This window comes from Luteibacter yeojuensis (assembly GCF_011742875.1).
Lineage (GTDB): Bacteria > Pseudomonadota > Gammaproteobacteria > Xanthomonadales > Rhodanobacteraceae > Luteibacter > Luteibacter yeojuensis.
This window is the reverse complement of the sequence record NZ_JAAQTL010000001.1, coordinates 2,772,731-2,795,394: the sequence shown is the minus strand read 5'-3', so window position 1 is coordinate 2,795,394 and position 22,664 is coordinate 2,772,731. Positions and strand designations below refer to the sequence as shown.

Below are 22,664 nucleotides of genomic sequence, written 5' to 3'. Positions count from 1 at the left end.
CGACGGGACGCAAGAATCGCGCCAAAAGGCCCCTTCGGGGCGGGCGGTTCGAGCGGGGCGATGAGGAGGATGCGAGGCCGGGGAGCCCCGCGCAAGAGGGCCTCAGCGCACCTCCAGGTGGAAGGTGACCGGGCCGTCGTTGATCAGATGAACCTTCATATGGGCACCGAAGCGCCCGGTTTCCACCCCCGGGTGGGCCATCCGGCCCAATTCGACCAGGCGGTCGAACCAGCGCCGGCCCTGTTCCGGCGGCGCGGCGGTGGTGAAGCTGGGCCGCATGCCCTTGCGGGTGTCGGCGGCCAGGGTGAACTGGCTGACCAGAAGCAGGCCGCCCCCGGTATCGGCCAGGCCGAGATTCATCTTCCCCTCGGCGTCCGCGAAGATCCTGTAGCCGCGCAGCCGCTCGAGCATGCGCACGCATTGGGCTTCGCCGTCGCCGGGCTCCACCGCGACCAGCGCGAGCAGTCCGGCGCCGATGGCGCCCACCGTTTCCCCTTCGACGTCGACGCGTGCGGATTCGACCCGCTGGATCAGTGCAATCATGAGAGCTTTAGCGGCCGGTGGGCAGCAAGCTTAATCGGGAACTACACTTCACAGGATGCGTCCCGACATCTATCTCCTTTATCTCCTGCTCAGGCTCGTGAGCCTGCTGCCCTTGCGGACCGTCCACGCCATCGGCGCATGGATCGGGCGCCGCTCCCTGCGTGCGAATTCCCGCAGCGCCCGGTTCAGCGACGTGAACCTGCGTCTCACCCGCCCGGAACTGAACGACGCGGAGCGGAGCGAGCTGCTTTGCCGGACCATGGAGGAGTCGGGCAAGTCGGTGACCGAGGTGGCCGCCATCTGGGGCGGCGGCGCGGAAAAGGCGCTGGGCCTGGTGCGCGAGGTCGTGGGCGGCGAGCTTTTCGCCGAGGCCCTGGCCTCGGGCAAGGGGGTGATCGTCGCGGCACCGCACCTGGGCTGCTGGGAGCTGCTGAATTACTGGCTGTGCAGCAAGACACCCATGGCGATCCTCTATCGCCCTCCGCGGATCCATGCCATCGAAGCGCTGCTGCGGAAGGTGCGCGGCAAGCTGGCGCCGGAGCAGGTGAGGGCGGAAGGCGCCGGCGTGCGCACGCTGTTCAAGCGCCTGGGCGCCGGGGGTACCGTCGGTATCCTTCCGGACCAGAAGCCGCGCGAGGGGGAAGGCGAGTTCGCACCGTTCTTCGGTGTCGATGCGCTCACCATGGTGCTGCTGCCCCGGCTGGCGGCCCGCACGGGCGCCACCGTGCTCTTCAGCTTCGCCGAGCGCCTCCCCGATGGCGCCGGCTTCCGGATCCACGTCCTGCCCGCCCCGGAGGGTATCGACGACGCCGACCTCAAGATCGCCTGCACGGCGCTGAACCGCGGCGTGGAAGCGTGCGTGGAGCGGGCCTTCGCGCAGTACCAGTGGCACTACAAGCGTTACACGGCGCACGACCGGGCGGACCCGTACAAGATCAACGCGGGCGCGAAAGCCTGTTGAGGAAGACGGTCATTTCCTTCGCGGCCTGGATGTCGCCGCGGGCGGTGGCCGTGTCGATGCCGGAGCGCCAGGCGGCGGCGGCGCCCGCGTCGTCCTCGATGGCGAGCAGGGCCTTGCCGAGCAGCTTCCACGCGGCCGAATAGTGCGGATCGAAATCGAGCGCGTCGCGGAAGGCCTGCGCGGCCTCCGCGTAGGCACCGTCGCCGAGCAGCGCGTTGCCGAGCGAGAAACGCAGCAACGCCCCGTCGCGAACGCCGCCGAGTTGGGCGCGCAGGCGCTCGACGAGGGGATCGGTCATCGCAACGCCGTCCGGGTGCGCCAGTAATCCTGCGGGTAAAGCAGGGTCGGCTGCCTGGGTTCCGGCGGCAGGCGGCCCTCCTGCAGGGCCAGCAGCGTGGGTGCGTCCCAGATCATCAGCCAGCCCGTGCGCGACGGCTGGATCAGTCGTGCGTAGCGGAAGGCGTTGGCCGGCGGATGCTTCGCGTACGAGACGATGATGCCGTCGGGATGGTGGCCGGCGAAATCGGCGAGGCTGTCGCCGTCGTGGACCACGCTGTCGTCGTCTTCGTCCACCTGCGCGGGCATGCCCGGAGCGAGTGCGATCTTCGCGATCGGGTGCATCAGCCGGCCGGCGAAATGGTACTGCCCGTTGTACGACACGCCGAGATTTCCGATGGGACGACCCGCGGCGTCGGCCTGCGCGAGGAACAGCGAGGCCGGGGTCAGGTCATAGCGGTACCAGAGACCGAGGGTGAACAGCGCATTCAGCGCTACCGTGCCGATGAGCCCCGCGAAGGCCAGCCTGCGCATCTCGCCGCGGCCGCGCAGCAGCAGGAGCGCGCCGAGGACGATGAAGATCACGCCGAAGAAGCGCGCGTAGGGCGCCATGCCCACCAGCCAGATGTTGTCCGGAAAGCGCGTGGGCACCACCGAGGGCATGGCGAAGAGCACGATCGCGAGGAGGAAGGCGCCAAGCGACAGCGGCCAGGTGCCCAGCGCGTAATGCGAGGCCAACCCTTTGTGACGCTCGCGCAGGTCGGCCACCGCGGCCGCCACCAGCATGGTGGCGCCGGCCAGTTCGGGCAGCACGTAATAGAGCTGCTTGCCGGTGATCAGCGAGAAGGTCAGCAGGGTGGGCAGCAGCCAGGCCGCGAGGAAGCGCAGCCCCGGTTCGAGCGGCTGGCGCATGAGTGCGACGAACACGGGCAGCACGACGAGGACGGCCAGCAGGTTGCCGACCCAGCCCGGGACGGTGGTCAGGGCCGAGGCCAGGAGCAGCAGGAGCGCGATGCCCGCGACGACCAGGGCGACACCGGTGCCCGGCCGCCACGGCCGCCGGAACAGTGTCGCCGGCACGGCCACGATGCCGCGCAGCCAGCCGCTCAGCGGGAAAAGGATCAAGGGCAGGAACACAAGGTAGTACCAGGCCGGGCGGGCATGGTTCTGCAGGTCTTCCGCCTTCGTGTCGACGACGCGGCCGGCGGTCTGGGTGAAGAAAAGGCGCTGGCGATAGGCCTCCCCGCCCGCCTCGCCGGCGGGGATCGCCCAGGCGAGCAGGATGGCGAAACCGAGCAGCAGGCCGAGCATTCCGAAACCGTACCAGCGCGCCTTGTTCTGCCGGGCCCAGTCGTTCCACAGCGGGCCGAACAGGAACGGGAACACCACATGCAGCGCCATCACCGGACCCTTGGTGAGGAATCCGGCGCCGACCATGAGACCGAACAGCCACCAGCGCGGCGAGGGGCGCGTGGCGGTGGGCGTGAGGCAGAGCAGCGCGGCCAGTACCCAGACCACGAGGAGCACCTCGTACATGATCTGCAGGCCGAAAAGGAATGAGTAGGCCAGCGCCATCAGCAGCCACGGCGTGGCGCGGGCGACCCACGGACGCGTGGGGAAGAGACGGGCGGCGAGCACCGAGGCGATCACCAGCTGCGCGCCGCCGAAGATCACTTCGAGGATGCGCGGCCACACGTCGCTGACGCCGAACACGGCCCAGCCGGCATGGATCATCCAGAACAGCAGCGGCACCTTCTCGCTGTACGGCTCGCCGTTGATATGCGGCACGAGCCAGTGCCCGTGCGCCCACATCTCCCAGGCGACGGCGAGCGTCCGCGTGGAGAACATCGGCATCGGGCCATGCGCGAAGATGGCGAGCAGGGCCATCGCGGCCCACAGCGGTAGCCAGGGCCACAGGGCGCGAAGGTGTTCCGATCGGGTATAGGCGCTGTTGGACAAGGGCGTCGTTACCGTTAAAGGATCATGAATTCTAGCCGCACGATATCAGAGCAGAGCGTCGACCGCGCCGCGCAGTCGCTCCGTGAACCCGGCCTGGTTCGAGGCGTACCAGGCCCGCGCGGCGTCTCCCAGCCGGCGCAGTTCGTCGTCGCTCATGCCGGCCGCGTGCTCGACGCAGGCCTCCAGGGCGGCTTCGTCGAACCGCCAGAGCGCGGAGAGGTTGAGCGTGCCGCATTCGTGCGCGGCCACCAGCAGGCCGCGGTCCGGCCGCACCAGTTCGTTCATGGGCGCCGCGTCCGTGGTCAGCACCACCGCCCCGCAGCTCATCGCCTCGACGATGTAATGCCCCCAGCCCTCGGCTTCGGAAAGACAGACATGGAAGGCATGGGCGTTCTGCAGCCGGCGGATGGTTTCGATATCGTCCACGTAGGTCACGCGGTGGTCGAGGTTCGCTGCCGCGGCCGGCCGGTCGGGTATCGCCGTCGACGGCGCCTGCAGCACATGCAGCGTCGGCCACTCCGGATGGCGGCGCCACACATCGAGCAGACGCTCCGTGCCCTTCATCCGGCTGGCACCCGCCAGATGGAGGAAGGTGCGATCGCGGACCACGCCCTCGCGCCGGCAATCGATGCTCTGGAAGCCGATGAGGTGCACCGGGAGGCCCTGCGCCGCGAAGGTGTCCCGCGCGATCGCCGTCTTGCAGAGGATCGCGTCGAAGCGGCGCAGATGCCGGCGGTCGCGGCGCGACAGCCACTCCGGGTTCGGGATGAAGGCGTTGCGCCGGGCCAGCGGAAGGTAGGCCGTGTGCACGTGCTCGAGCGTGATGCCGAGGTCGTGTCGGCGTGGGCCGCGGCCGGTCAGCCAGCGCGCGTGCATGCGCAGCGCCGCCGCCCATGCCCGCCACGGCAAGCCGCGGCTGCGTCGCGGCACGGCGGTGATCGTGACGGTATGTCCCAGGTCGCGCAGCGCGGCGTCGAGCAGACGGATGTCGTGGCTCAGGCCGCGCCCGTTGTTCCAGGCAATCAGGTGGATGGACGCCACGTCAATGCGCTGCCGGCGGCCGTGGCGTGTTCAGGGTGCGGCCGATGTACACCGCCAGCCCCAGCGTCAGGAAGAAGTAGAGCGAGTGCGGCATGGCGCGGTAGAACACGTTGTCGGTCAGGCCGCACAACGCATACATGCAGACCGTGCTGAGGCCCGCGGTCGCCGGCATGGCAACGGCGTTGTCGGGATTCAGCGCGTGCCGGCCGAAGAACAGCAGCGCGCCGCCGAACAACAGGACGAGTACGGCCAGCCCAGGCAGGCCGCCCGTCACGGCCCATTCCAGGTATTCGCTGTGCGGATGGTCGTAGCGTTCCACCGTCGCGTTCACCTTGCCTTCGGCGATCCGGGCGCGGGCGTAATCGCCGAACTGGTTGAGGCCCACGCCGGCAAGGGGGTGCTCGGCGATGGCCATGTTCGCGGTGCGCCACATCTCGAGGCGCTCGCGCACGGCACCGGTCGCATCCTGCTCGCTGTAGGTGGACATCTCCTCGGTCACGGCCGCGAAGCGGGCGAGCATCTCGCCATGCAGCGTGCTGGCCGCGACGATCGCGGCGCCGATGCCCAGCGCCAGCAGAAGCAGGCCTTCACGCCAGCGCCCGCTCCGGCGCGACTGGAAGAGCACCACGATCGCGAAGGCAGGCAGGAAGGCGAGCAGGGGGCCGCGGCTCTGCGTCAGGAGCGCGCCGTACAGGCCGATGATCGCGCAGAAGCCATGCAGCAGGCGCTCGCCACGGCTGAGTTCGGCGCGCAGTGCCTGGGCCACCGCGATCAGCGACAGCACCAGGATGAACATACCGAACTCGATGGCGCCCCACAGACCGTTGTTCATGCCGTAGACGCGGTCGATCCCCTCGATGTAGCGCTGCTCCAGGCAGATGGCGCCGAGCACGCCGGCGGACACGCTGAAGCCGACGCGCAATACCGCCGTGCGCAGCGGCGCGGCGAAGTTGGCGGCGATGACGAGGAAGGCCAGGATGTGCGAGGTGACGTCGAATGCGCGCATGTCGATGCCATGGGCCAGCACGTTCGTCAGCCAGAAGGCGAACGCCAGCGCGGCGGGCCCGATCACCCAGGCCGCACGACGGTAGGCGCGCCGCGTATCCGGGTCGCGCAACAGCGCCCAGAGGCCGGCGAGGAACAGGACGGCGGCGGGTATCGACTTCGCCTTGATCGGCAGCGCGAACGTGAGCGGCATGGCCGCGAGCAGCAGCGAGACGATCCACATGCGCCACGGGTTGGTTTTTTCGAGCACTCGGCACCTTGCTTGGATCGGGACGGCACGGAGGCCACGCCTTGCGGCGACCCAGGCCGCCGGACAAGCGCGAGGGCATGGTACTTTAACTGACGGCCAATGCCGTCCGGGACCGACCGGCGTGGAGGCCGGAATTCAGCTTTCCTCCCGCAAGCCAGGACCGATGAAGCTCCTCTTCACGAATTTTCACGACGGCGACGGCGGCGGGCATACCACCTATATCCTCGGGCTGGCCCGGGGCCTCGCCGCGCGCCACGAGGTGCACGTGGCGGCGCCGCCGGGCAGTCGCCTCAACCGTGAAGCGCGCGCGATCCCCGGCGTGACGGTGCTCGACCAGCCGTTCCCGAACGGGCTGCGCCGTCTCCGGGCACGGAGCCGCGCCCGGCGGCAGCTCGCGGGCTACCTGCGCCGCGAGCGCTTCGATCTCGTCCATGTGAACGGCTCGGCCGACCACCGGCTGCTCATGTCGGCCGCCCGTGGCCTGCGGCCCCGCCCGCCGGTCGTCCTCACCAAGCACAATTCCAAGCCCATGACCGGCATCGGCCATGCCTGGCGTTCGCGGTTCGGGACGGACCAGGTGATCGCCGTCTGCGACTTCGTGCGGCGCCAGGTCATGGCCTCGCCGTACGCGCGCTGCCGCGTGGCGACGGTATTCAACGGCGTGGACATCGGACGTTTCGCTCCCCTCGCCGCAGACCCCGCGCGGCGCGCGGGCTGGCTCGAGCCGGCGGCGGCGGGCGAACGCCTGCTCATCGGCAGCAATGCCGGAACGGCGCGCTACAAGGGCTGGATGGACCTGGTCGAGGCCCTCGCCCTGCTGGCGCGGGACCAGCGTGCGCGGTTCCGTGTCGTGCTGGCCGGTGGCCTGCCCAAGGCGGACGACCTGGCCAGAGTGGAGGCGCTGGGGCTTTCCGCGCAGGTGCATTTCACCGGTCGGCTCGACGACGTGCGGCCGATGGTCGCCGCGCTGGACGCCGGCTTCGTACTTTCCTGGGACGTCGAGACGATTTCTTTCGCCTGCCGCGAAATGATGGCGATGGGCAAGCCCGTGCTGGTCAGCGACTACGCGGGCCTGCCGGAAAACATCCGGCAGGGCGAGGACGGGTGGGTGGTCCCGGCGCGCGACCGCGAAGCGATCGCCGACGCCTTGCGCCGCCTGCTGGACGAGCGCGATGCGCTTCCCGCGATGGGGCGGGCCGCGCGGCGGCACGCGGAAGCGGAATTCGGCATGGAGCGCTTCGTGGACGCGACCGAGGCCGTCTATACCGCGCTGGTCCGCGATTTTTCCAGCAAGGCGTAGTACATCCCGTCGAGGTCGCCGTCGCCCGGGAGGATCTGCCAACCGATGGCGGCCGGCTGCCCGACCGGAAGAGCAACCGGCACGGCCGAGGCATCGGGGTGTCGCGCGAGGAAGTCGCCGACCACGCCTTCGTTCTCGCGGCGCAGCAGCGAACAGGTGACGTAGAGCAGGCGCCCGCCGGGCGCCAACGTTTCCCAGCACGCCGCAAGAATGCGCGCCTGCTGCGCGACCAGCGCATCGATGTCCGTCGCCCGGCGGTGCAGGCGCACGTCGGGGCGGCGGCGGATCACGCCGGTGGCCGAGCAGGGCGCGTCGATCATCACGCGATCGAAGAAGCGGCCATCCCACCACGCCGACGCATCGCCCGCGTCGCCGACGACGACCTCCGCCTCGAGGCCGAGGCGCACGAGGTTCTGCCGGATGCGGGGTGCGCGCCTGTCTTCGAATTCCACCGCGAGCAGGTCGACCTTCGCCCGCTCGAGCGCGTGACAGGCCTTTCCGCCCGGCGCGGCGCAGGCGTCGAGCACACGCTGTCCCCCGGCAAGGTCGAGCAGGTCGGCCGGCACCTGCGCGGCGCCGTCCTGGACGGCGAAATGGCCCTCGTCGAAGCCGGGCAGCCGGGTCACATCGGTGCTGTGCGGCAGGACGAGCGCATCGGCCAGCCAGGGGTGGCGTTCCGCATTCTGTCCGGCGGCGCGCAGGCGCCCGGCGAGGTCGTCGCGATCCGTGCGGCGCCTATTGGCGCGCAGCATGAGCGGCGGTTCCGTGTTCGCGGCGGCCAGAACGCCCTCGGCCTGTGCCGGCCAGTCGCGGGCGATGGCTTCGGCAAGCCACGCCGGGTGCGCGTGGCGAGTCGCGGGCATGGCATCGAGTTCGGCCGACAGCGCGTCGCGCTCGCGCTGCCAGCGGCGCAGCACGGCGTTGACCAGGCCGGCGAGGCGCGGACGGCGCAACTCGCGCACCGCTTCGACCGTCGCCGCCACGGCGGCATAGCCCGGCAGCTCGAGGACTTCCAGCTGGACCAGCCCGGTGACCAGCAGCGCATGTATCGCCGGCTCGTTGCGCCGGATCGGTTTGTCGAGCAGGCGATCGAGCGCCGCGTCGAAACGCGGCCACCAGCGCGCGCCATCGTTGAGCAGCGCGGTGAGCAGTGCGCGATCGCGCGCATCGGGAAGGCGTGGCAGGGCGCGGTCGGCCACGTCGCGCAGCGAATGGCCCGAGAGCGCGATCTCGGCCAGCGCCTCGGCAGCCAGCGCACGCACGGAAAGGGCGCGACTCACGACGAGGCCTGCTTCAGCTCCGGCCGGGCGTTGAGATAATCCGCAACCCCGATCCGGCGGCCCCCGGCGCGCTGTACCGCCGTGAGCCTCAGGGCGCCCTCGCCGCAGGCCACGTCGATACCGTCGCGCGACGCGGCGAGGATGCGGCCCGGCTCGGCACCGGCGATACCGGCCACGGCGCGGGCCGACCAGATGCGCAGGCGTTCCCCGGCGATATCGGCTTCCGCCACCGGCCACGGATCGAAGGCGCGGACCTTGCGCTCCAGCGCGGCGGCAGGTTGGGTGAAGTCGAGGCGCGCTTCGGCCTTGTCGAGCTTGTGCGCGTATTCGACGCCCTCGGCCGCCTGGGCACGCGGTGCGAGCGTTTCGCCCGCCAGGGTCCGGCGCAGGCCTTCGGCGAGCGCATCGGCGCCGAGCGCGGAAAGGCGGTCGTGAAGGCTGCCGCCGGTTTCGTCGGCGGCGATGGGGGTGCGCCTCTCGACCAGCACCGGTCCGGTATCGAGGCCGGCTTCCATCTGCATGAGATCGACGCCGGACTCGGCGTCGCCCGCGAGAATGGCGCGCTGGATCGGCGCGGCGCCACGCCAGCGCGGCAGCAGGGATGCGTGCACGTTCCAGCACCCGAGCCGGGGAATGGCGAGCACCTTACGCGGCAGGATCAACCCGTAGGCCACGACCACCATGAGGTCGGGCGCGTAAGCGGCCAGGCGGGAGCGATCGGCCTCGGCCTTGAACGATTCCGGCTGCTCGACCGGGATGCCGGCGGCGAGGGCGGCTTCCTTCACCGGACTGGCGGCGAGCTTGCGGCCGCGCCCGGCCGGGCGGTCGGGCTGGGTATAGACGGCTACGACCTCCGCGCCGGAGGCGCGGCAGGCTTCGAGACAGGGGACGGCGAAATCGGGCGTTCCGGCGAACGCCACCCGCAGGGAAGGGTTCGCCATCGGTCAGGCGCTGGCCTTGCGCTGCTTTTCCATCCGCTTGAGCAGCATGCCGCGCTTCAGCGGAGACAGGTAGTCCACGAAGACCTTGCCCGCGAGGTGGTCCATCTCGTGCTGGATACAGACGGCGAGGGGCCCCTCGGCCTCGATGAGAATCGCCTTGCCCTCGACGTCCTGCGCACGGACCTTCACGTGCAGGGCGCGGGTCACATCGGCATAGATGCCGGGGAACGACAGGCAGCCTTCCTGGTAGACCTGCTGGCCGTCCTTCTCGAGGATCTCGGGATTGATCAGCACCATCGGCTCGTTGCGGTCGTCGCTCATGTCAGCGACCAGCACGCGCTTGTGCACGTTGACCTGGGTGGCGGCGAGGCCCACGCCGTTGGCGGCATACATGGTCTCGTACATGTCGGCCACGAACTGCTTCAGTTCGTCGTCGAAGACGGTGACCGGCGCGGCGACGGTGCGCAGGCGCGGATCGGGAAATTCGAGGATGGCGAGGGTGGACACGGTGTCACCTTGAAACGTCACGGGCCGAATGCGGCGCCTCGTCCGCGGATTTGCGGGCAAATCGGCGAAATCCAAGCAGCGGCGAAGGTAGGATGCCCCCGTATTCTAGCGCGGGGCACGTATTGTGCCCATTAACGATTCGGTTACACTCGCGACAGCACCGGGGAAGGGGGAAAACCCGCCATGATCAAGAAGTTCGCCATGCTGCTTGGCGGCATGTTTTTCACTGTGGCTGCCTACGCGGCAGTGTCGCAGCTTCGTCCTGACCACCCGGACACCTACACGGTGCGCAAGGGCGACACCCTTTGGGATATTTCGGCCCGTTTCCTGAGCAAGCCCTGGCTCTGGCCGGAGATCTGGCAGGCGAATCCCCAGGTCCGCAACCCCCACCTCATCTACCCGGGCGACGTGCTCAACCTGTCGATGCTGGGCGGCGGCCCGCGCATCGGCCTGCAGCCGCGCGTCCGCACCGATGGGGAGCCGGTCACGGCCATCCCGCTCAGCGAGTTGCGCATGTTCCTCAAGGAGCTGCGGGTCATGAACGCCGACGAGGTCGAGCAGGCCCCCTATCTGGTGGGCTTCGAGGAAGCGCACCTGCGCGCCACGCCGGGCAACAAAATCTACGCGCGCGATCTCGACGCCGCACAGCCGGGCCAGCGCTGGGCCATCGTTCGTCCGACCAACCGCTTCCGCGACCACGGTGGCAACGAAGGCGGCTTCGACATGCTGAACAACCCCTCGCACGGCTCCTTCGTGGCCGACGAGCTGGACAGCGACGTGTCGATGGCGCCGAGCCCGTGGCGCGAGGACTCCCGCCACGACACGCATACCGGCAAGGGCGAGGACCGTGGCGTCGAGGTCTCGGTGATCGGCACGGCCGAAGTCATCGCCACCAACGGCGACGTCGCCAGCCTGGTGCTGGTGGACTCGACCCTCGAAGTGCGCAAGGGCGACCGCCTGATGCAGGTGGACGACAAGCCGTACGACCCCTATTTCTATCCGCACGCGCCGAAGTCGGTGCCCGCCGACGGACGCGTCATTGGCTTCACCGACGCGCTCCACGCGGTGGGCAGCCGCCAGGTGGTGTCCATCTCGGCCGGCTCGGCCGACGGCGTCGACAACGGCACCACCTTTACGGTGATGAGCCAGGGCGAGACGATCGCCGACGAGGTCAGCGGCAACTACAACCGCCGCGGTACCTCGCGCCATGTGAAACTGCCCGACGAATACGGCGGCCACATCATGGTCTTCCGCACCTTCGACCACGTGAGCTATGCGCTGGTGATGGATGCGCTGCGCCCGCTGAAGAAGGGCGACAAGCTGGTCGCCCCGGAATAATCCCGCGCCTGCTGTAGGAGCCGCTATAGCGGCGAGAAAATCCCGCGACAGCGTCGCAAGATTGCCCTCGCCGCTATAGCGGCTCCTACATGTCCGGCTCGGCGTCCCTACAGAAGACGGACAGCTCGCCCCCCTAAACTGCGCGGATGACCGATTCCGACGACGACCTGCGCGACTGGCTGATCCTCCTGCGCCTTCCCGGCTTCAGCGCGAGGCGCCTGCGCGAAGGGCTCGTCGCCCGCGGCAGCCCCTCGGCCCTGCTGCGTTGGCTGGCGCGCCATCTCGACGTGCTCGACGACGAGGGCCGGGCCTGGATCGAACGGCCCGACGAAGCCACGCTCGCCCACGACCTCGCCTGGCTGGCCGGCGCGGACCAACGGATGCTCCGCTGCACCGAGGAAGACTTCCCGCCCCAGCTGGAGGCCGTTCCGGACCCGCCGGCCGCGCTGTTCGTGAAGGGCGATGCCGCACTGCTGCTGCGCCCGCAGGTGGCCATCGTCGGCGCCCGGCGCGCCCAGGAGCCCGGTCTTGCCAATGCCCGCCGCTTCGCCGCCGAACTGGCTTCGGCCGGCCTGCTGGTCACCAGCGGCATGGCCGACGGCGTCGACGGGGCGGCCCACATGGCCGCCCTGGACGCCGGCCAGCCGACGGTGGCCGTGATCGCCACGGGGCCGGACCGGGTCTACCCCCGCAAGCATCACGCCCTGGCCCGGCGCATCGCGGAGCAGGGGGCCATCGTCAGCGAATACCCGCCTGGCGTCCCGGCCCTGGCCCATCAGTTCCCCCAGCGGAACCGGATCATCGCCGGCCTGAGCCTCGGAGTGGTCGTGGTCGAGGCCGGCCTGCGCTCCGGCTCGCTGATCACGGCCCGCCATGCGGGCGAGCAGGGACGCGAGGTTTTCGCCCTCCCGGGGTCGATCCACAACCCCCTGGCCGAAGGCTGCCACGCCCTGATCGGCGACGGAGCCCGGCTGGTCCAGCGGCCGGAGGAGGTCCTGGCCGCGCTGGCGCCGGCCGCCATGGAGCTAGGCGCGGAATTGCGGGCCCGGCTGGAAGGGGGCGGGGGCGCCGAAAGGAGTGTTAAGCCCAAGAAAGGCCCGTTCGACTGGCGCCAGGATGAGGAATATCGCCGCCTGCTCGACGTCATGGGGTACGATCCCGCCTCCCTCGACGCCCTTGTGGGCACGACGGGCCTCTCCCCTGGGGCGCTGTCGTCGATGCTGCTGATACTGGAACTCGAAGGCGAAATCGCGGCCCTGCCCGGCAACCGCTACCAGCGGGTGATCCGGTAGCCGCGGCTTGACAGCCGTCACGGCGATATGTTTCCAACTAAATATATACATACGCTGGGGTTCACTCGCCCCCGCGCTCCTCGGAATCGGTAACGCATGGCAAAGAACCTCCTCATCGTCGAATCGCCGGCCAAGGCCAAGACGATCAACAAGTACCTGGGAGCCGACTTCCAGGTGCTGGCGTCGTATGGCCACGTCCGCGACCTGCGGCCGAAGGAGGGCGCGGTCGATCCGGAGCACGGCTTCCGCATGGCCTACGAGGTGATCGACCGCAACGAGAAGCACGTGGACGCCATCGCCAAGGCGGCGCGCGCGGCCAGCAGCATCTACCTCGCGACCGACTTGGATCGCGAAGGCGAGGCCATCTCCTGGCACATCAGCGAGATCCTGCGCGAGCGCGGCCTGCTCGAGGGCAAGGACGTCCAGCGCGTGGTCTTCAGCGAGATCACGCCGAAGGCGATCAAGGAGGCCGTGGCGAACCCACGCAAGCTCTCGCACGACCTCGTCGACGCCCAGCAGGCCCGCCGTGCCCTGGATTACCTGGTGGGCTTCAATCTGTCGCCGGTGCTCTGGCGCAAGGTGCAGCGCGGCCTGTCGGCCGGCCGCGTGCAGTCGCCGGCGCTGCGGATGATCGTGGAGCGCGAGCTCGAGATCGAGGCCTTCAAGGCGCGCGAATACTGGACGATCCAGGCCAGCCTCATGCACCCGGAGGGGGCCTTCGAAGCCCGCCTGGTGAAGCTCAACGGCAAGAAGTTCGAGCAGTTCGACCTGACCAACGAGGCCGACGCCATGGCGGCGCGCGGGGCGCTGGAGAAGGCCGCGGGCGGCCGCTTCACCGTCGGCGACGTCACCAGCCGCGAGCGCAAGCGCCGCCCGGCGCCGCCGTTCACCACCTCCACGTTGCAGCAGGAAGCCGCGCGCAAGCTGGGCTTTTCCACCAGCCGCACCATGCGCGTGGCCCAGGGTCTCTACGAGGGCGTCTCGCTGGGCAGCGAGGGCAACGTCGGTCTCATTACGTATATGCGTACCGACTCCGTGGCGCTCTCCGACGATGCCGTGGCCGAGCTCCGCGACCTGATCGGGCGCGAATACGGCAAATCGGCGTTGCCCGAGGGTGTGCAGGTCTACAAGTCGAAGTCCAAGAACGCCCAGGAAGCGCACGAAGCCGTGCGTCCGACCTCGGCCATGCGCGCGCCGCGCAGCGTTGCCTCGTTCCTCAACGACGACCAGCGCAAGCTCTACGAACTCATCTGGAAGCGCACCGTCGCCTGCCAGATGGTCCACGCCACGATGAACACGGTCTCCGTGGAGTTTCCGGTGGACGACTCCGCGTTCCGCGCCAGCGGTACGACGGTCATCGATCCGGGCTTCCTGGCCGTCTACGAGGAAGGCCGCGACCAGAAGAACGAGGACGACGACGACCAGCGCCGCCTGCCGCGCCTCGCCCAGGGCGACGTGGTGCCGGTATCGCAGATCGCCGCCGACCAGCATTTCACCGAGCCGCCGCCGCGCTACTCGGAAGCCAGCCTGGTCAAGGCGCTGGAGGAATACGGCATCGGGCGTCCGTCGACCTATGCCAGCATCATCCAGGTGCTGCTGAGCCGCGAGTACGTACTGCTCGAGAATCGCCGCTTCAAGCCGACCGACGTCGGTCGTGCGGTGAGCCAGTTCCTTTCGGGACACTTCAAGCAGTACGTGGATTACGACTTCACCGCGCGGCTCGAGGACGAGCTGGACGCCGTCAGCCGTGGCGAGGAAGCCTGGGTGCCGTTGCTCGAGCGCTTCTGGCTGCCGTTCAAGACGCTGGTGGACGACAAGACCGAATCCGTCGACCGCAGCGAGGCCACCGGCGCGCGCGAACTCGGCACGGACCCCAAGAGCGGCAAGCCGGTATCGGTGCGCCTCGGCCGCTACGGCGCCTATGCGCAGATCGGCAGCAAGGACGACGAGGCCAAGCCGACCTACGCCAGCCTGCGCCCGGGGCAGAGCATGCATACCATCACCCTCGACGAGGCGATGGAGCTGTTCAAGCTGCCGCGCACCCTCGGCCAGTCCGAGGCGGGCGAAGAAGTCACCGTGGGCATCGGCCGCTTCGGGCCGTTCGTGAAGCAAGGCAGCACGTATGCCTCGCTCAAGGCCGAAGACGATCCGTACACCATCGAACTGCCGCGCGCGCTGCAGCTGGTGCAGGAAAAACTCGAGGCCATCGCGAACCGCACGATCCTCGACTTCGGCAATGGCGTGCAGGTGCTCAACGGCCGCTATGGCCCGTACATCACTGACGGCGAGAAGAACGCGCGCATCCCGAAGGACCGCGACCCGAAGACGCTCACCGAGGCGGAATGCGCGGAACTGCTCGCGGCGGCGCCGGTGAAGAAGCCGCGCGGCGGCCGCGCGGCGAAGAAGACGGCCACCAAGAAAGCCGCGGCGAAAAAGGTCGCGACCAAGGAAGCGACGGCGAAGAAGGCCGCCGTGAAGAAGACCGCGACGAAGAAGACCGCGAAGAAGACGGCTGCGAAGAAGGCCACGGCGAAGAAGTCCGCCGCCAAGAAAACAGCCGCGAAGAAGGCCGCCGTGAAGAAGACCGCGGCGGCGAAGACGGTGTCGCGCACGGCCGACTGACATGCGCCGCTTCGATCTGTCCACCATCGACGCCGCCGCCGCGGTCCTCCGCGACGGCGGTGTTCTCGCCTATCCTACCGAGGCGGTGTTCGGTCTCGGCTGCGACCCGCACGACCGTGCCGCCTTCGAGCGCGTCTTCGCGCTGAAGGGACGTCCGGCGACGCAGGGGGTCCTGCTGATCGCCGCGAGCTTCGAGCAGGTGGCACCCTATATCGACCTGGCCGCCGTTCCCGCGGACGTGCTCGCGCAGGTGCGTGCGTCCTGGCCTGGCCCGAATACCTGGGTATTCCCGCGCAGCGAGCGCGTGCCGGACTGGGTCGCCGGCGCGCACGCCGGCATTGCCCTGCGGGTGACCGCCCACGAGCCGGCGGCCGCCCTCTGCCGCGCCTTCGGCCGGCCGCTGGTATCGACCAGCGCGAACCCGCATGGCGAGCTCCCCGCCCGCGACCTGCCCACCCTCGAGCGCTACTTCGGCGAACGGCTCGATGCCGCGCTGGACGCGCCGCTGGGCGGCCTCGACCGGCCCACGGTCATCCGGGACGCCCTCAGCGGCGCTATGATCCGCGCCTGAGGAAGGGGGGATTTGCCGTTGTCGTCGAACGTTCATGAGATTACCGGGCGCCTGGCCGGCGCGCCCTTGCCGTTGCTCGTCGGTGCGTTGTCCCGGCCCGTCGCATGGCGCGACGGCCGCCCGGTCAGCGCCGCCACCTTCCTGGGTCATGTCCGCCGGGTGGCGTCCCTGCTTCCCGATGCCGACAGCGCGGTCAATCTTTGCGAGGACCGCTATGCCTTCCTGGTAGCCTTCGCCGCGCTGATCGTGCGAGGGCAGGCCAACCTGCTCCCGCCCTCGCGCGCCCCGCATGCCGTCGACGAGGTGATGGCGGGGCATCCCGGTTCCTACGCCATCGGCGAGCTGGCGCTGGCACCCGCGCCGGCCGGTTACCTGCGCATGCCGTCGCTCGACGACGAGGTCGCGCCGGGCGACGCGGTACCGACGATTCCCGCGGACACGGTGGTCGCCATCGGCTACACCTCGGGCTCCACCGGCAGGCCCAAGCCGAACGTCAAGACCTGGGGCGCCTTCGTCGCCAGCAACGCCGGCAACGCGGACATGCTCGGCAGGGCGATCGGCGGATCGTTCGATCTCGTCGCCACCGTTCCGCCGCAACACATGTACGGCATGGAGATGTCCGTGCTGATGCCGCTGCTCTCCGAAGTCAGCGTGCATGCCGGGCGTCCCTTCTTTCCGGCGGATGTCGCCGCCGCGCTGGGCACGATGCCCGAGCCGCGCGTGCTCGTCATCACGCCCGTGCACCTCCGTGCCATTGTGGAATCGGGTGTCGTCCTCCCGACCCTCGCCGCCTTCGTGTCGGCCACCGCGCCGATGCCGGTGGAGCTCGCCGCGGCGGCGGAACAGCGCTTCGGCGCACCGCTCTACGAAGTCTTCGGCTCGACGGAAACCTGCGTCTTCGCCAGCCGGCGTACCTCGGTCGAAGAGGATTGGGCGCTCTACGATGGCGTGACGCTGCATCCGCAACCGGACGGCACGCTCGTCGACGCGCCGCAGCTGGCCGAGCCCATCGCCCTCGCCGACATCGTCACGCTGCACGACGAAGGCCGCCGCTTCCGCCTGCGCGGCCGCAACACCGACCTCCTCGAGATCGCCGGCAAGCGCGCCTCGCTCGGCGACCTCAACCGCCGCCTGCTGGCCATCGACGGTGTACGCGACGGCGTGCTGTTCCAGCTCGACGAGAGCGACGCGTCCGGCGTGCGCCGCATCGCGGGCCTGGTCGTCGCGCCGGGTATGAGCGAGCAGGCGGTGCTGTCCGCGCTGCGCCAGGCGATGGACCCGGTGTTCCTGCCGCGCCCGCTGCGCATGGTCGACGCGCTGCCGCGAAACGAAACCGGCAAGTTGCCCCGCGGCGAATTGCTCGCCCTCGTCAGCCCGGGTCTCTGATCCCGGGAACGTCCGCGGCGCAGCGCCGAAGGCGGGGCCTCGGGTTAGAATGAGCGGTTCGACACCCGGAGAATCCCATGAAAGTCCTCGTCATCGGCGGCGGCGGGCGCGAACATGCGCTGGCCTGGAAGCTCGGCCAGTCCCCGCGCGTGGACGAGGTCATCGTGGCGCCGGGCAATGCCGGCACGGCCCGGGAGCCGGGGATGAGGAACGCCGATGTCGCCGTGACCGACATCGACGGCCTGGTGGCGCTGGCGCACCGCGAGGACGTCGGGCTGACCGTCGTCGGCCCCGAAGTGCCGTTGGTCGCGGGCGTGGTGGATCGTTTCGCGCGCGAAGGGCTGCGCTGCTTCGGACCGACCGCCGCGGCGGCCCAGCTTGAAGGGAGCAAGGCCTTCGCGAAGGATTTCCTCGCCCGTCACCGGATCCCCACCGCGCATTACGCGGTGTTCACCGAACTCGATCCCGCGCTGGCCCATGTTCGCGAAAAGGGCGCGCCGATCGTCATCAAGGCCGACGGCCTCGCTGCCGGCAAGGGTGTGATCGTGGCGATGACGCTGGACGAGGCCGAAGCGGCGCTCGCGGACATGCTTGGCGGGAAGACCTTCGGCGATGCGTCGTCGCGCGTGGTGATCGAGGAGTTCCTCGACGGCGAGGAAGCCAGCTTCATCGTCATCGCCGACGGCAAACATGCCCTGCCGATGGCGACCAGCCAGGACCACAAGCGTCGCGACGAGGGCGACAAGGGCCCGAACACGGGCGGCATGGGTGCGTACTCGCCGGCCCCGGTGGTGACCGACGACGTCTCGGCGCGGGTCATGCGCGAGATCGTCGAACCCACCCTCGCCGGGATGGCGGCGGACGGCATGCCGTTCACGGGCTTCCTCTATGCCGGACTGATGATCGACAACAGCGGCGCGCCCAAGGTCATCGAGTTCAACGTGCGCTTCGGCGATCCGGAAACCCAGCCGATCATGCTGCGCCTGAAGTCGGACCTCGTCGATCTTGTCGAGGCCGCGCTGGACGGCCGCATCGACGCAGCGCGGGCGGCATGGGATCCGCGTCCGGCCATCGGCGTGGTGGTGGCGGCGGGCGGCTACCCGGGCAAGGTTCGCGCGGGCGATCCGATCGATGGCACCGACACCGATTTTGGCGCGGACGTGAAGGTGTTTCACGCCGGCACGGGGCTGGGAGCCGACGGCCGCCCGGTGACGGCAGGCGGCCGGGTGCTCGCGGTTTGCGCGCTCGGGGACGACCTGGCGGCCGCTCGCGAGCGCGCCTACGAGGCCCTGGAAGCCATCCGCTTCGAGGGTGCGTTCCACCGCCGCGACATCGCCCATCGGGCGCTGTCGCGGCGGTGAGCCGCGTTACAGCCCCTCGCGCAACGGCAGGGGCTGCCAGCGCTCGTCGACACCCACCGCGCCGAAGCCGAGGTAGCTCTCGGGAATCTGCGGCGACACGCCGCCCAGGTTAGGGATGACGTCGCCCCTGCTTGGCTTGTTGGGATAGGACGACCACGGGCGCAGCAGCGAGTGGTACTGGTTCGAGACGAGCGGCTGGTGCCGTGCCGGATCGAACTTCGCGCTCAGCGTGCCGCCGTCGCGAACATGCAGGCGCCATGTGCCGCCGCCCATGTAAAGCGAATGGATGCGATCGGCCAGCCACTTCCATTGCTGGGTGAGCGGCGCGCCATCGCATGAGGCCGCGAACATCCGGCCGTCGGCGGGATCCGTCGTCAGGCATTGCCGGCTACCGCGGTTGCGGTACGTGTTGTCGAGTTCCAGGTACCAGTGCTGTGCCTTTCCGCCCGTGCCTTTTTCGCATGTTTCCAGGACCAGCGCCGGCGCCTTTGGATCCGGTTGCGACAGGCACTTGCCCGAGCCCTGCAACGATTGCAGCCGCACGGTAGGCTGGCGGGTGAGGTGCGGCGAGCCGAGGTCGATGCGCGAATTGAAGGCGACGCGAGCGCCGGCATCCGGACCGCGGTCCACGGTCTCCGCGAGCGAATCGTAGACGCGCAGCGCGACGGTGGCCTGCGTCGTCACGTCGAGGCGACCTTCATAACTTCCGGGAATGCGCCATACCGACACGCCGCGCAGGTTGGCCCGGCGCATCATAGGCGTCATCCGGGTGGTCGAGTTGAGCGCGCCATGGATGTTGTGGCCGTCTTCAAAGTAATCGATCTTGCTCGCGATATCCTGCGCCAGCGGGAACACCCAATCGACGGTCCGGGTATGCTCCCTCACGCGCGTCAATGCTTCGACCGAGTAATCCTTCAGCGTCATCGATACGCTCGTCTCCTCGACGCGTTCTTTTTCGTACCTGAAGTCCAGGGCGATCTTGCCGAGGTGCGGGGCGTCGTTCTTCTCCAGTCCATTGAGGATCTCGAAGTTCGCCCCGGCGCTCGTGGTGGTCCTGACCGTCACGGTTTCCTGGATGTTGCGCTCCGAGGCACCGTCGGTCTTCGGTTCGTAGTTCTCCAGGGTCAGCGGCACGGTCGCACCCACGCCGGCCAGCTGGGTCGTGAGCACGTACCGGTCCGGGATGAAGAGCTGGTAGCCCTTGCCCTGGGACAGGAACTTGCCGTTCCAGAGTGCGCCGTTCTTCGACGGCGCCTGGTCCGCTTCGGCGGTCACGATGACGACCTTGTCGTCGGTGCTGGCATCGACATCGCGCAGTACCACGATGCGGTGGCGGATGGCACGTCCGCCTGCAAATGTCCGGTCCTCGATGATTTCGATGCGAGGGACGTAACCGGCGGACGGTGCCTGGGCACTTCGGGCGACGCCCAGGCTGCGGGCGGTGCCCAGGCTCCGGCCCGCGATAACGGGCTGCCACGGCGCGACCGCCGCGCGCCGCGTGTTGCGCCGGGCTTCCAGCCATGCCCTGAAAGCGGCGCCGGCCTCGTCGAGCGGAAGTTCGGCGCCGACCGTGATCACCTCGAGCTGCCCCTGGGGGGAGCGCCAGTACAGCGAGCTCTCTCCCGAGGCCCGGTAGCCGAATATCGCCGATTCGCCGTCTTCCTCGTCGTCTTCCGGACGGGGGCCGGTAACGAGGATCGCATGGCCCCGGCCGAGTTCGTCGCTGACGCGGTTGCGGACGTCCAGCGACGAAAGCTCGCCGCGCTGGACCCATGTGACGTTCATGGCACCGGGCGTCGAAGGCGGGCGCGCGCCCTGCATGTCGATGTGCGGGGCCGCCAGCACGGCGGAAAGTTCATGGGGCTGTGGGAGCGCCGGGATCGCCGAGCCGTCGGTGGGGAACGACAGGCCGGTGGTCGCGATGGCGAGGGAGAGCACGAGATAACGGAGTTGCATGGGTTGCCATGTCCTTGGCGAGGGGGGAGGCGCCAATTTGCCGGGCGCGCCCACGGCTCGCTGTAGGCGCACGCTGAATTTGACGAAAGGCTGTGCTGAACAACCTCGTCGCGTGACGGGATCGTCGAATGTTTCCGGGGGGCTATGCTTGGAAGTGGTCCGCTACACTGTGGGGAAAAAACAAGGATCGACAGAGAATGTCGCAGTTCTCCCTACTCGCCAGGCGCAGGTTCGCCCCATTCTTCTGGACCCAGGCACTGGGTGCCTTCAACGACAACGCGTTCCGCAACGCGATGATCATGCTCGTGGCGTTCCAGATGGCCTTGCCCGACGCCCAGGTGTCGCTCTACACGAACCTGGCGCCCGCGCTCTTCATCCTCCCTTATTTCCTGTTCTCCGCGACCGCGGGCCAGCTGGCGGAGAAGTTCGAGAAGACGCGGATCATCCGCTACGTGAAGCTGTTCGAGATCGCGGCCATGTCGATCGCGGCATTCGGCTTCTTCACCCATCACGTGTCGCTGCTGCTCGTGGTGCTGTTCCTCATGGGCGTGCATTCCACCGTGTTCGGTCCGATCAAGTATTCGATCCTGCCGCAGGCGCTGGAACGCGGCGAGCTGGTCGGCGGCAACGCGCTGGTGGAAACCGGCACGCAGCTTGCGATGCTGATCGGCATGATCGTGGGCAACTCACTGATGCTGATCGCCGGCTACGGCACGCTCGCCGCGTCGCTGACGACCATCGGTATCGCCTGCATGGGCTACCTCGCCAGTCGCGCGATTCCTCCCGCGCCGGCAACGGCGCCCGGGCTTCGTTTCAACTGGAATCCGCTGAGCGAAACCTGGCGCGTGCTGAGGATCACCCACGAGGACCGCGCGGTATTCAACGCGGTGCTGGGCATTTCCTGGTTCTGGTTCTTCGGCACGGTGATGATCGCGCAGCTGCCGACCTACACGCGCCATGTGCTGGGGGGCGACGGCTCGGTCAATACACTGGTGCTCACCCTGTTTTCCCTGGGTACCGGCATCGGTTCGCTGATGTGCGAGCGGCTGTCCCGCCGGCGTGTCGAAATCGGCCTCGTGCCGATGGGCGCGTTCGGCCTCACCGTGTTTGCCGTGGACCTGTATTTCGCGCGTCCCGCGGTGACGGCGGGCGTCGCGCTGAACTGGACCGCCTTCCTCGCCGTGCCGGGTGCGTGGCGTGCGATGCTCGACCTCACCATGATCGGCGCGTTCGCCGGTTTCTACGTGGTGCCGCTGTTCGCCTTCGTGCAAAGCCGCGCGCCGCGCGAACGGCTGTCGCGGATCATCGCGGGCAACAACATCGTCAATGCGTTGCTCATCTGCATCGCGTCGGCCTTCGGCATCGGCTTGACCGCGCTTGGGCTGGAGGCTCCGACGATCTTCCTGATCACGGGTATCCTCAACGTCGCGGTGGCCGTCTACATCTTCACCCTCGTGCCCGAGTTCCTGATGCGTTTCGTCACCTGGGTGCTGGTGAACACGCTTTACCGCGTGCGTGTGGATGGCCTGAAGAATGTCCCCGACGAAGGCGCGGCACTGGTGGTCTGCAACCATGTGAGCTTCATGGATCCGTTGATCCTCATGGCGAGCGTGCGCCGGCCGATGCGCTTCGTGATGCATCACCGGATTTATGACATTCCCGTGCTGCGTTTCGTTTTCCGGACGGCGAAAGCCATACCCATCGCGGGGCGGCAGGAAGATCCGGCCCTGCTGGAGCGCGCGTTCGAGCTCGTGGACGAGGCGCTGGCCAACGGCGAGCTGGTCTGCATCTTCCCGGAGGGTGGCATCACGCGCGACGGCAGCATCCAGAACTTCCGTCCGGGGGTGGACCGCATCCTCGCCCGCCGCCCGGTGCCGGTGGTGCCGCTGGCGTTGCGCGGCATGTGGGGCAGCATCTTCAGCCGTCGCGACAGCGCATTGCGCCGCGCACGGCTGCCGCGTCGGTTCTGGTCGAGGATCGAGCTGGTCGGCGGCGCGCCGCTGGCGGCAGGCGATGCGAATGCGGCGGCGCTCGAAGCGCGCGTTTCGGAACTGCGCGGCGACAAGGCCTGAGCG

Annotated in this window: 18 protein-coding genes; 9 read left to right on the top strand and 9 right to left on the bottom strand. The window is 69.0% G+C overall.

Translation table 11 applies throughout. From position 1 onward, the window contains the following. Nucleotides 1–102 precede the first annotated feature (102 nt). Nucleotides 103–543 (bottom strand): D-aminoacyl-tRNA deacylase, encoded by a 441-nt coding sequence (gene dtd / locus HBF32_RS12740; RefSeq protein WP_166699974.1) that lies wholly within the window; start codon nucleotides 541–543, stop codon nucleotides 103–105. 55 nt (nucleotides 544–598) lie between these two features. Here dtd and HBF32_RS12735 point away from each other — a divergent pair, with 55 nt between their 5' ends. Further along, nucleotides 599–1,504 carry an LpxL/LpxP family acyltransferase gene (locus HBF32_RS12735; RefSeq protein WP_166699973.1) on the top strand — a complete coding sequence of 302 codons (906 nt, stop codon included), beginning with the start codon at nucleotides 599–601 and terminating at the stop codon, nucleotides 1,502–1,504. On the opposite strand, the gene HBF32_RS12730 is transcribed toward HBF32_RS12735, so the two are convergent. The 4 genes from HBF32_RS12730 to HBF32_RS19630 are packed head-to-tail and all read right to left on the bottom strand — an operon-like array spanning nucleotide 1,479 to nucleotide 6,035. Then, a complete protein-coding gene (locus HBF32_RS12730; protein ID WP_166699972.1) occupies nucleotides 1,479–1,802 on the bottom strand; it encodes a tetratricopeptide repeat protein in 324 nt (107 codons plus the stop codon). The genes HBF32_RS12735 and HBF32_RS12730 overlap by 26 nt on opposite strands. After that, a complete protein-coding gene (locus HBF32_RS12725) occupies nucleotides 1,799–3,739 on the bottom strand; it encodes an ArnT family glycosyltransferase (protein ID WP_166699971.1) in 1,941 nt (646 codons plus the stop codon). The genes HBF32_RS12730 and HBF32_RS12725 overlap by 4 nt, the downstream gene beginning before the upstream one ends. 45 nt (nucleotides 3,740–3,784) lie before the next feature. Next, the gene (locus tag HBF32_RS12720) at nucleotides 3,785–4,780 is read right to left on the bottom strand and encodes a glycosyltransferase (protein ID WP_166699970.1); all 996 of its coding nucleotides are present in this window, start codon (nucleotides 4,778–4,780) and stop codon (nucleotides 3,785–3,787) included. A gap of 1 nt (nucleotide 4,781) precedes the next feature. Continuing rightward, entirely contained in the window at nucleotides 4,782–6,035 is a 1,254-nt protein-coding gene (locus HBF32_RS19630) for an O-antigen ligase family protein (protein WP_166699969.1), read from the bottom strand. A gap of 163 nt (nucleotides 6,036–6,198) precedes the next feature. On the opposite strand from HBF32_RS19630, the gene HBF32_RS12710 reads away from it, so the two are divergent. Then, on the top strand, nucleotides 6,199–7,335 hold the full coding sequence (locus tag HBF32_RS12710) for a glycosyltransferase (protein ID WP_166699968.1): 1,137 nt from the start codon (nucleotides 6,199–6,201) through the stop codon (nucleotides 7,333–7,335). Here HBF32_RS12710 and rsmB read toward each other — a convergent pair. From rsmB to def, 3 genes are read right to left on the bottom strand one after another with little or no spacing between them, the layout of a single operon-like run. Continuing rightward, nucleotides 7,296–8,615 carry a 16S rRNA (cytosine(967)-C(5))-methyltransferase RsmB gene (rsmB, locus tag HBF32_RS12705; protein WP_338039777.1) on the bottom strand — a complete coding sequence of 440 codons (1,320 nt, stop codon included), beginning with the start codon at nucleotides 8,613–8,615 and terminating at the stop codon, nucleotides 7,296–7,298. The genes HBF32_RS12710 and rsmB overlap by 40 nt on opposite strands. Beyond that, nucleotides 8,612–9,556, bottom strand: coding sequence for a methionyl-tRNA formyltransferase (gene fmt, locus HBF32_RS12700; RefSeq protein WP_193570366.1), 945 nt, complete (start codon nucleotides 9,554–9,556; stop codon nucleotides 8,612–8,614). Before fmt ends, rsmB begins: the two co-directional genes overlap by 4 nt. A 3-nt stretch (nucleotides 9,557–9,559) precedes the next feature. Continuing rightward, a complete protein-coding gene (gene def, locus HBF32_RS12695; RefSeq protein ID WP_166699967.1) occupies nucleotides 9,560–10,063 on the bottom strand; it encodes a peptide deformylase in 504 nt (167 codons plus the stop codon). Between the two features lie 183 nt (nucleotides 10,064–10,246). Between def and HBF32_RS12690 the strand changes: the two genes are divergently transcribed. From HBF32_RS12690 to purD, 6 genes are all read left to right on the top strand, one after another. Continuing rightward, a complete protein-coding gene (locus HBF32_RS12690; RefSeq protein ID WP_166699966.1) occupies nucleotides 10,247–11,401 on the top strand; it encodes a LysM peptidoglycan-binding domain-containing protein in 1,155 nt (384 codons plus the stop codon). Between the two features lie 146 nt (nucleotides 11,402–11,547). Further along, nucleotides 11,548–12,693 carry a DNA-processing protein DprA gene (gene dprA, locus HBF32_RS12685; RefSeq protein ID WP_166699965.1) on the top strand — a complete coding sequence of 382 codons (1,146 nt, stop codon included), beginning with the start codon at nucleotides 11,548–11,550 and terminating at the stop codon, nucleotides 12,691–12,693. Between the two features lie 96 nt (nucleotides 12,694–12,789). Then, nucleotides 12,790–15,315 carry a DNA topoisomerase I gene (locus HBF32_RS12680; protein WP_166699964.1) on the top strand — a complete coding sequence of 842 codons (2,526 nt, stop codon included), beginning with the start codon at nucleotides 12,790–12,792 and terminating at the stop codon, nucleotides 15,313–15,315. A gap of 1 nt (nucleotide 15,316) precedes the next feature. Continuing rightward, nucleotides 15,317–15,886 carry an L-threonylcarbamoyladenylate synthase type 1 TsaC gene (gene tsaC / locus HBF32_RS12675; RefSeq protein WP_166699963.1) on the top strand — a complete coding sequence of 190 codons (570 nt, stop codon included), beginning with the start codon at nucleotides 15,317–15,319 and terminating at the stop codon, nucleotides 15,884–15,886. A gap of 18 nt (nucleotides 15,887–15,904) precedes the next feature. Then, the gene (locus HBF32_RS12670) at nucleotides 15,905–17,272 is read left to right on the top strand and encodes an AMP-binding protein (protein ID WP_166699962.1); all 1,368 of its coding nucleotides are present in this window, start codon (nucleotides 15,905–15,907) and stop codon (nucleotides 17,270–17,272) included. A 77-nt stretch (nucleotides 17,273–17,349) separates the two neighbouring features. Beyond that, complete coding sequence (gene purD, locus HBF32_RS12665; RefSeq protein WP_166699961.1) at nucleotides 17,350–18,633, top strand: phosphoribosylamine--glycine ligase; 1,284 nt, start codon at nucleotides 17,350–17,352, stop codon at nucleotides 18,631–18,633. Between the two features lie 6 nt (nucleotides 18,634–18,639). On the opposite strand, the gene HBF32_RS12660 is transcribed toward purD, so the two are convergent. Continuing rightward, nucleotides 18,640–20,589: an RICIN domain-containing protein gene (locus tag HBF32_RS12660; RefSeq protein ID WP_166699960.1), complete on the bottom strand. Its 1,950-nt coding sequence runs from the start codon at nucleotides 20,587–20,589 to the stop codon at nucleotides 18,640–18,642. Between the two features lie 197 nt (nucleotides 20,590–20,786). On the opposite strand from HBF32_RS12660, the gene HBF32_RS12655 reads away from it, so the two are divergent. Further along, a complete protein-coding gene (locus tag HBF32_RS12655) occupies nucleotides 20,787–22,661 on the top strand; it encodes an MFS transporter (RefSeq protein WP_166699959.1) in 1,875 nt (624 codons plus the stop codon). Nucleotides 22,662–22,664 lie beyond the last annotated feature (3 nt).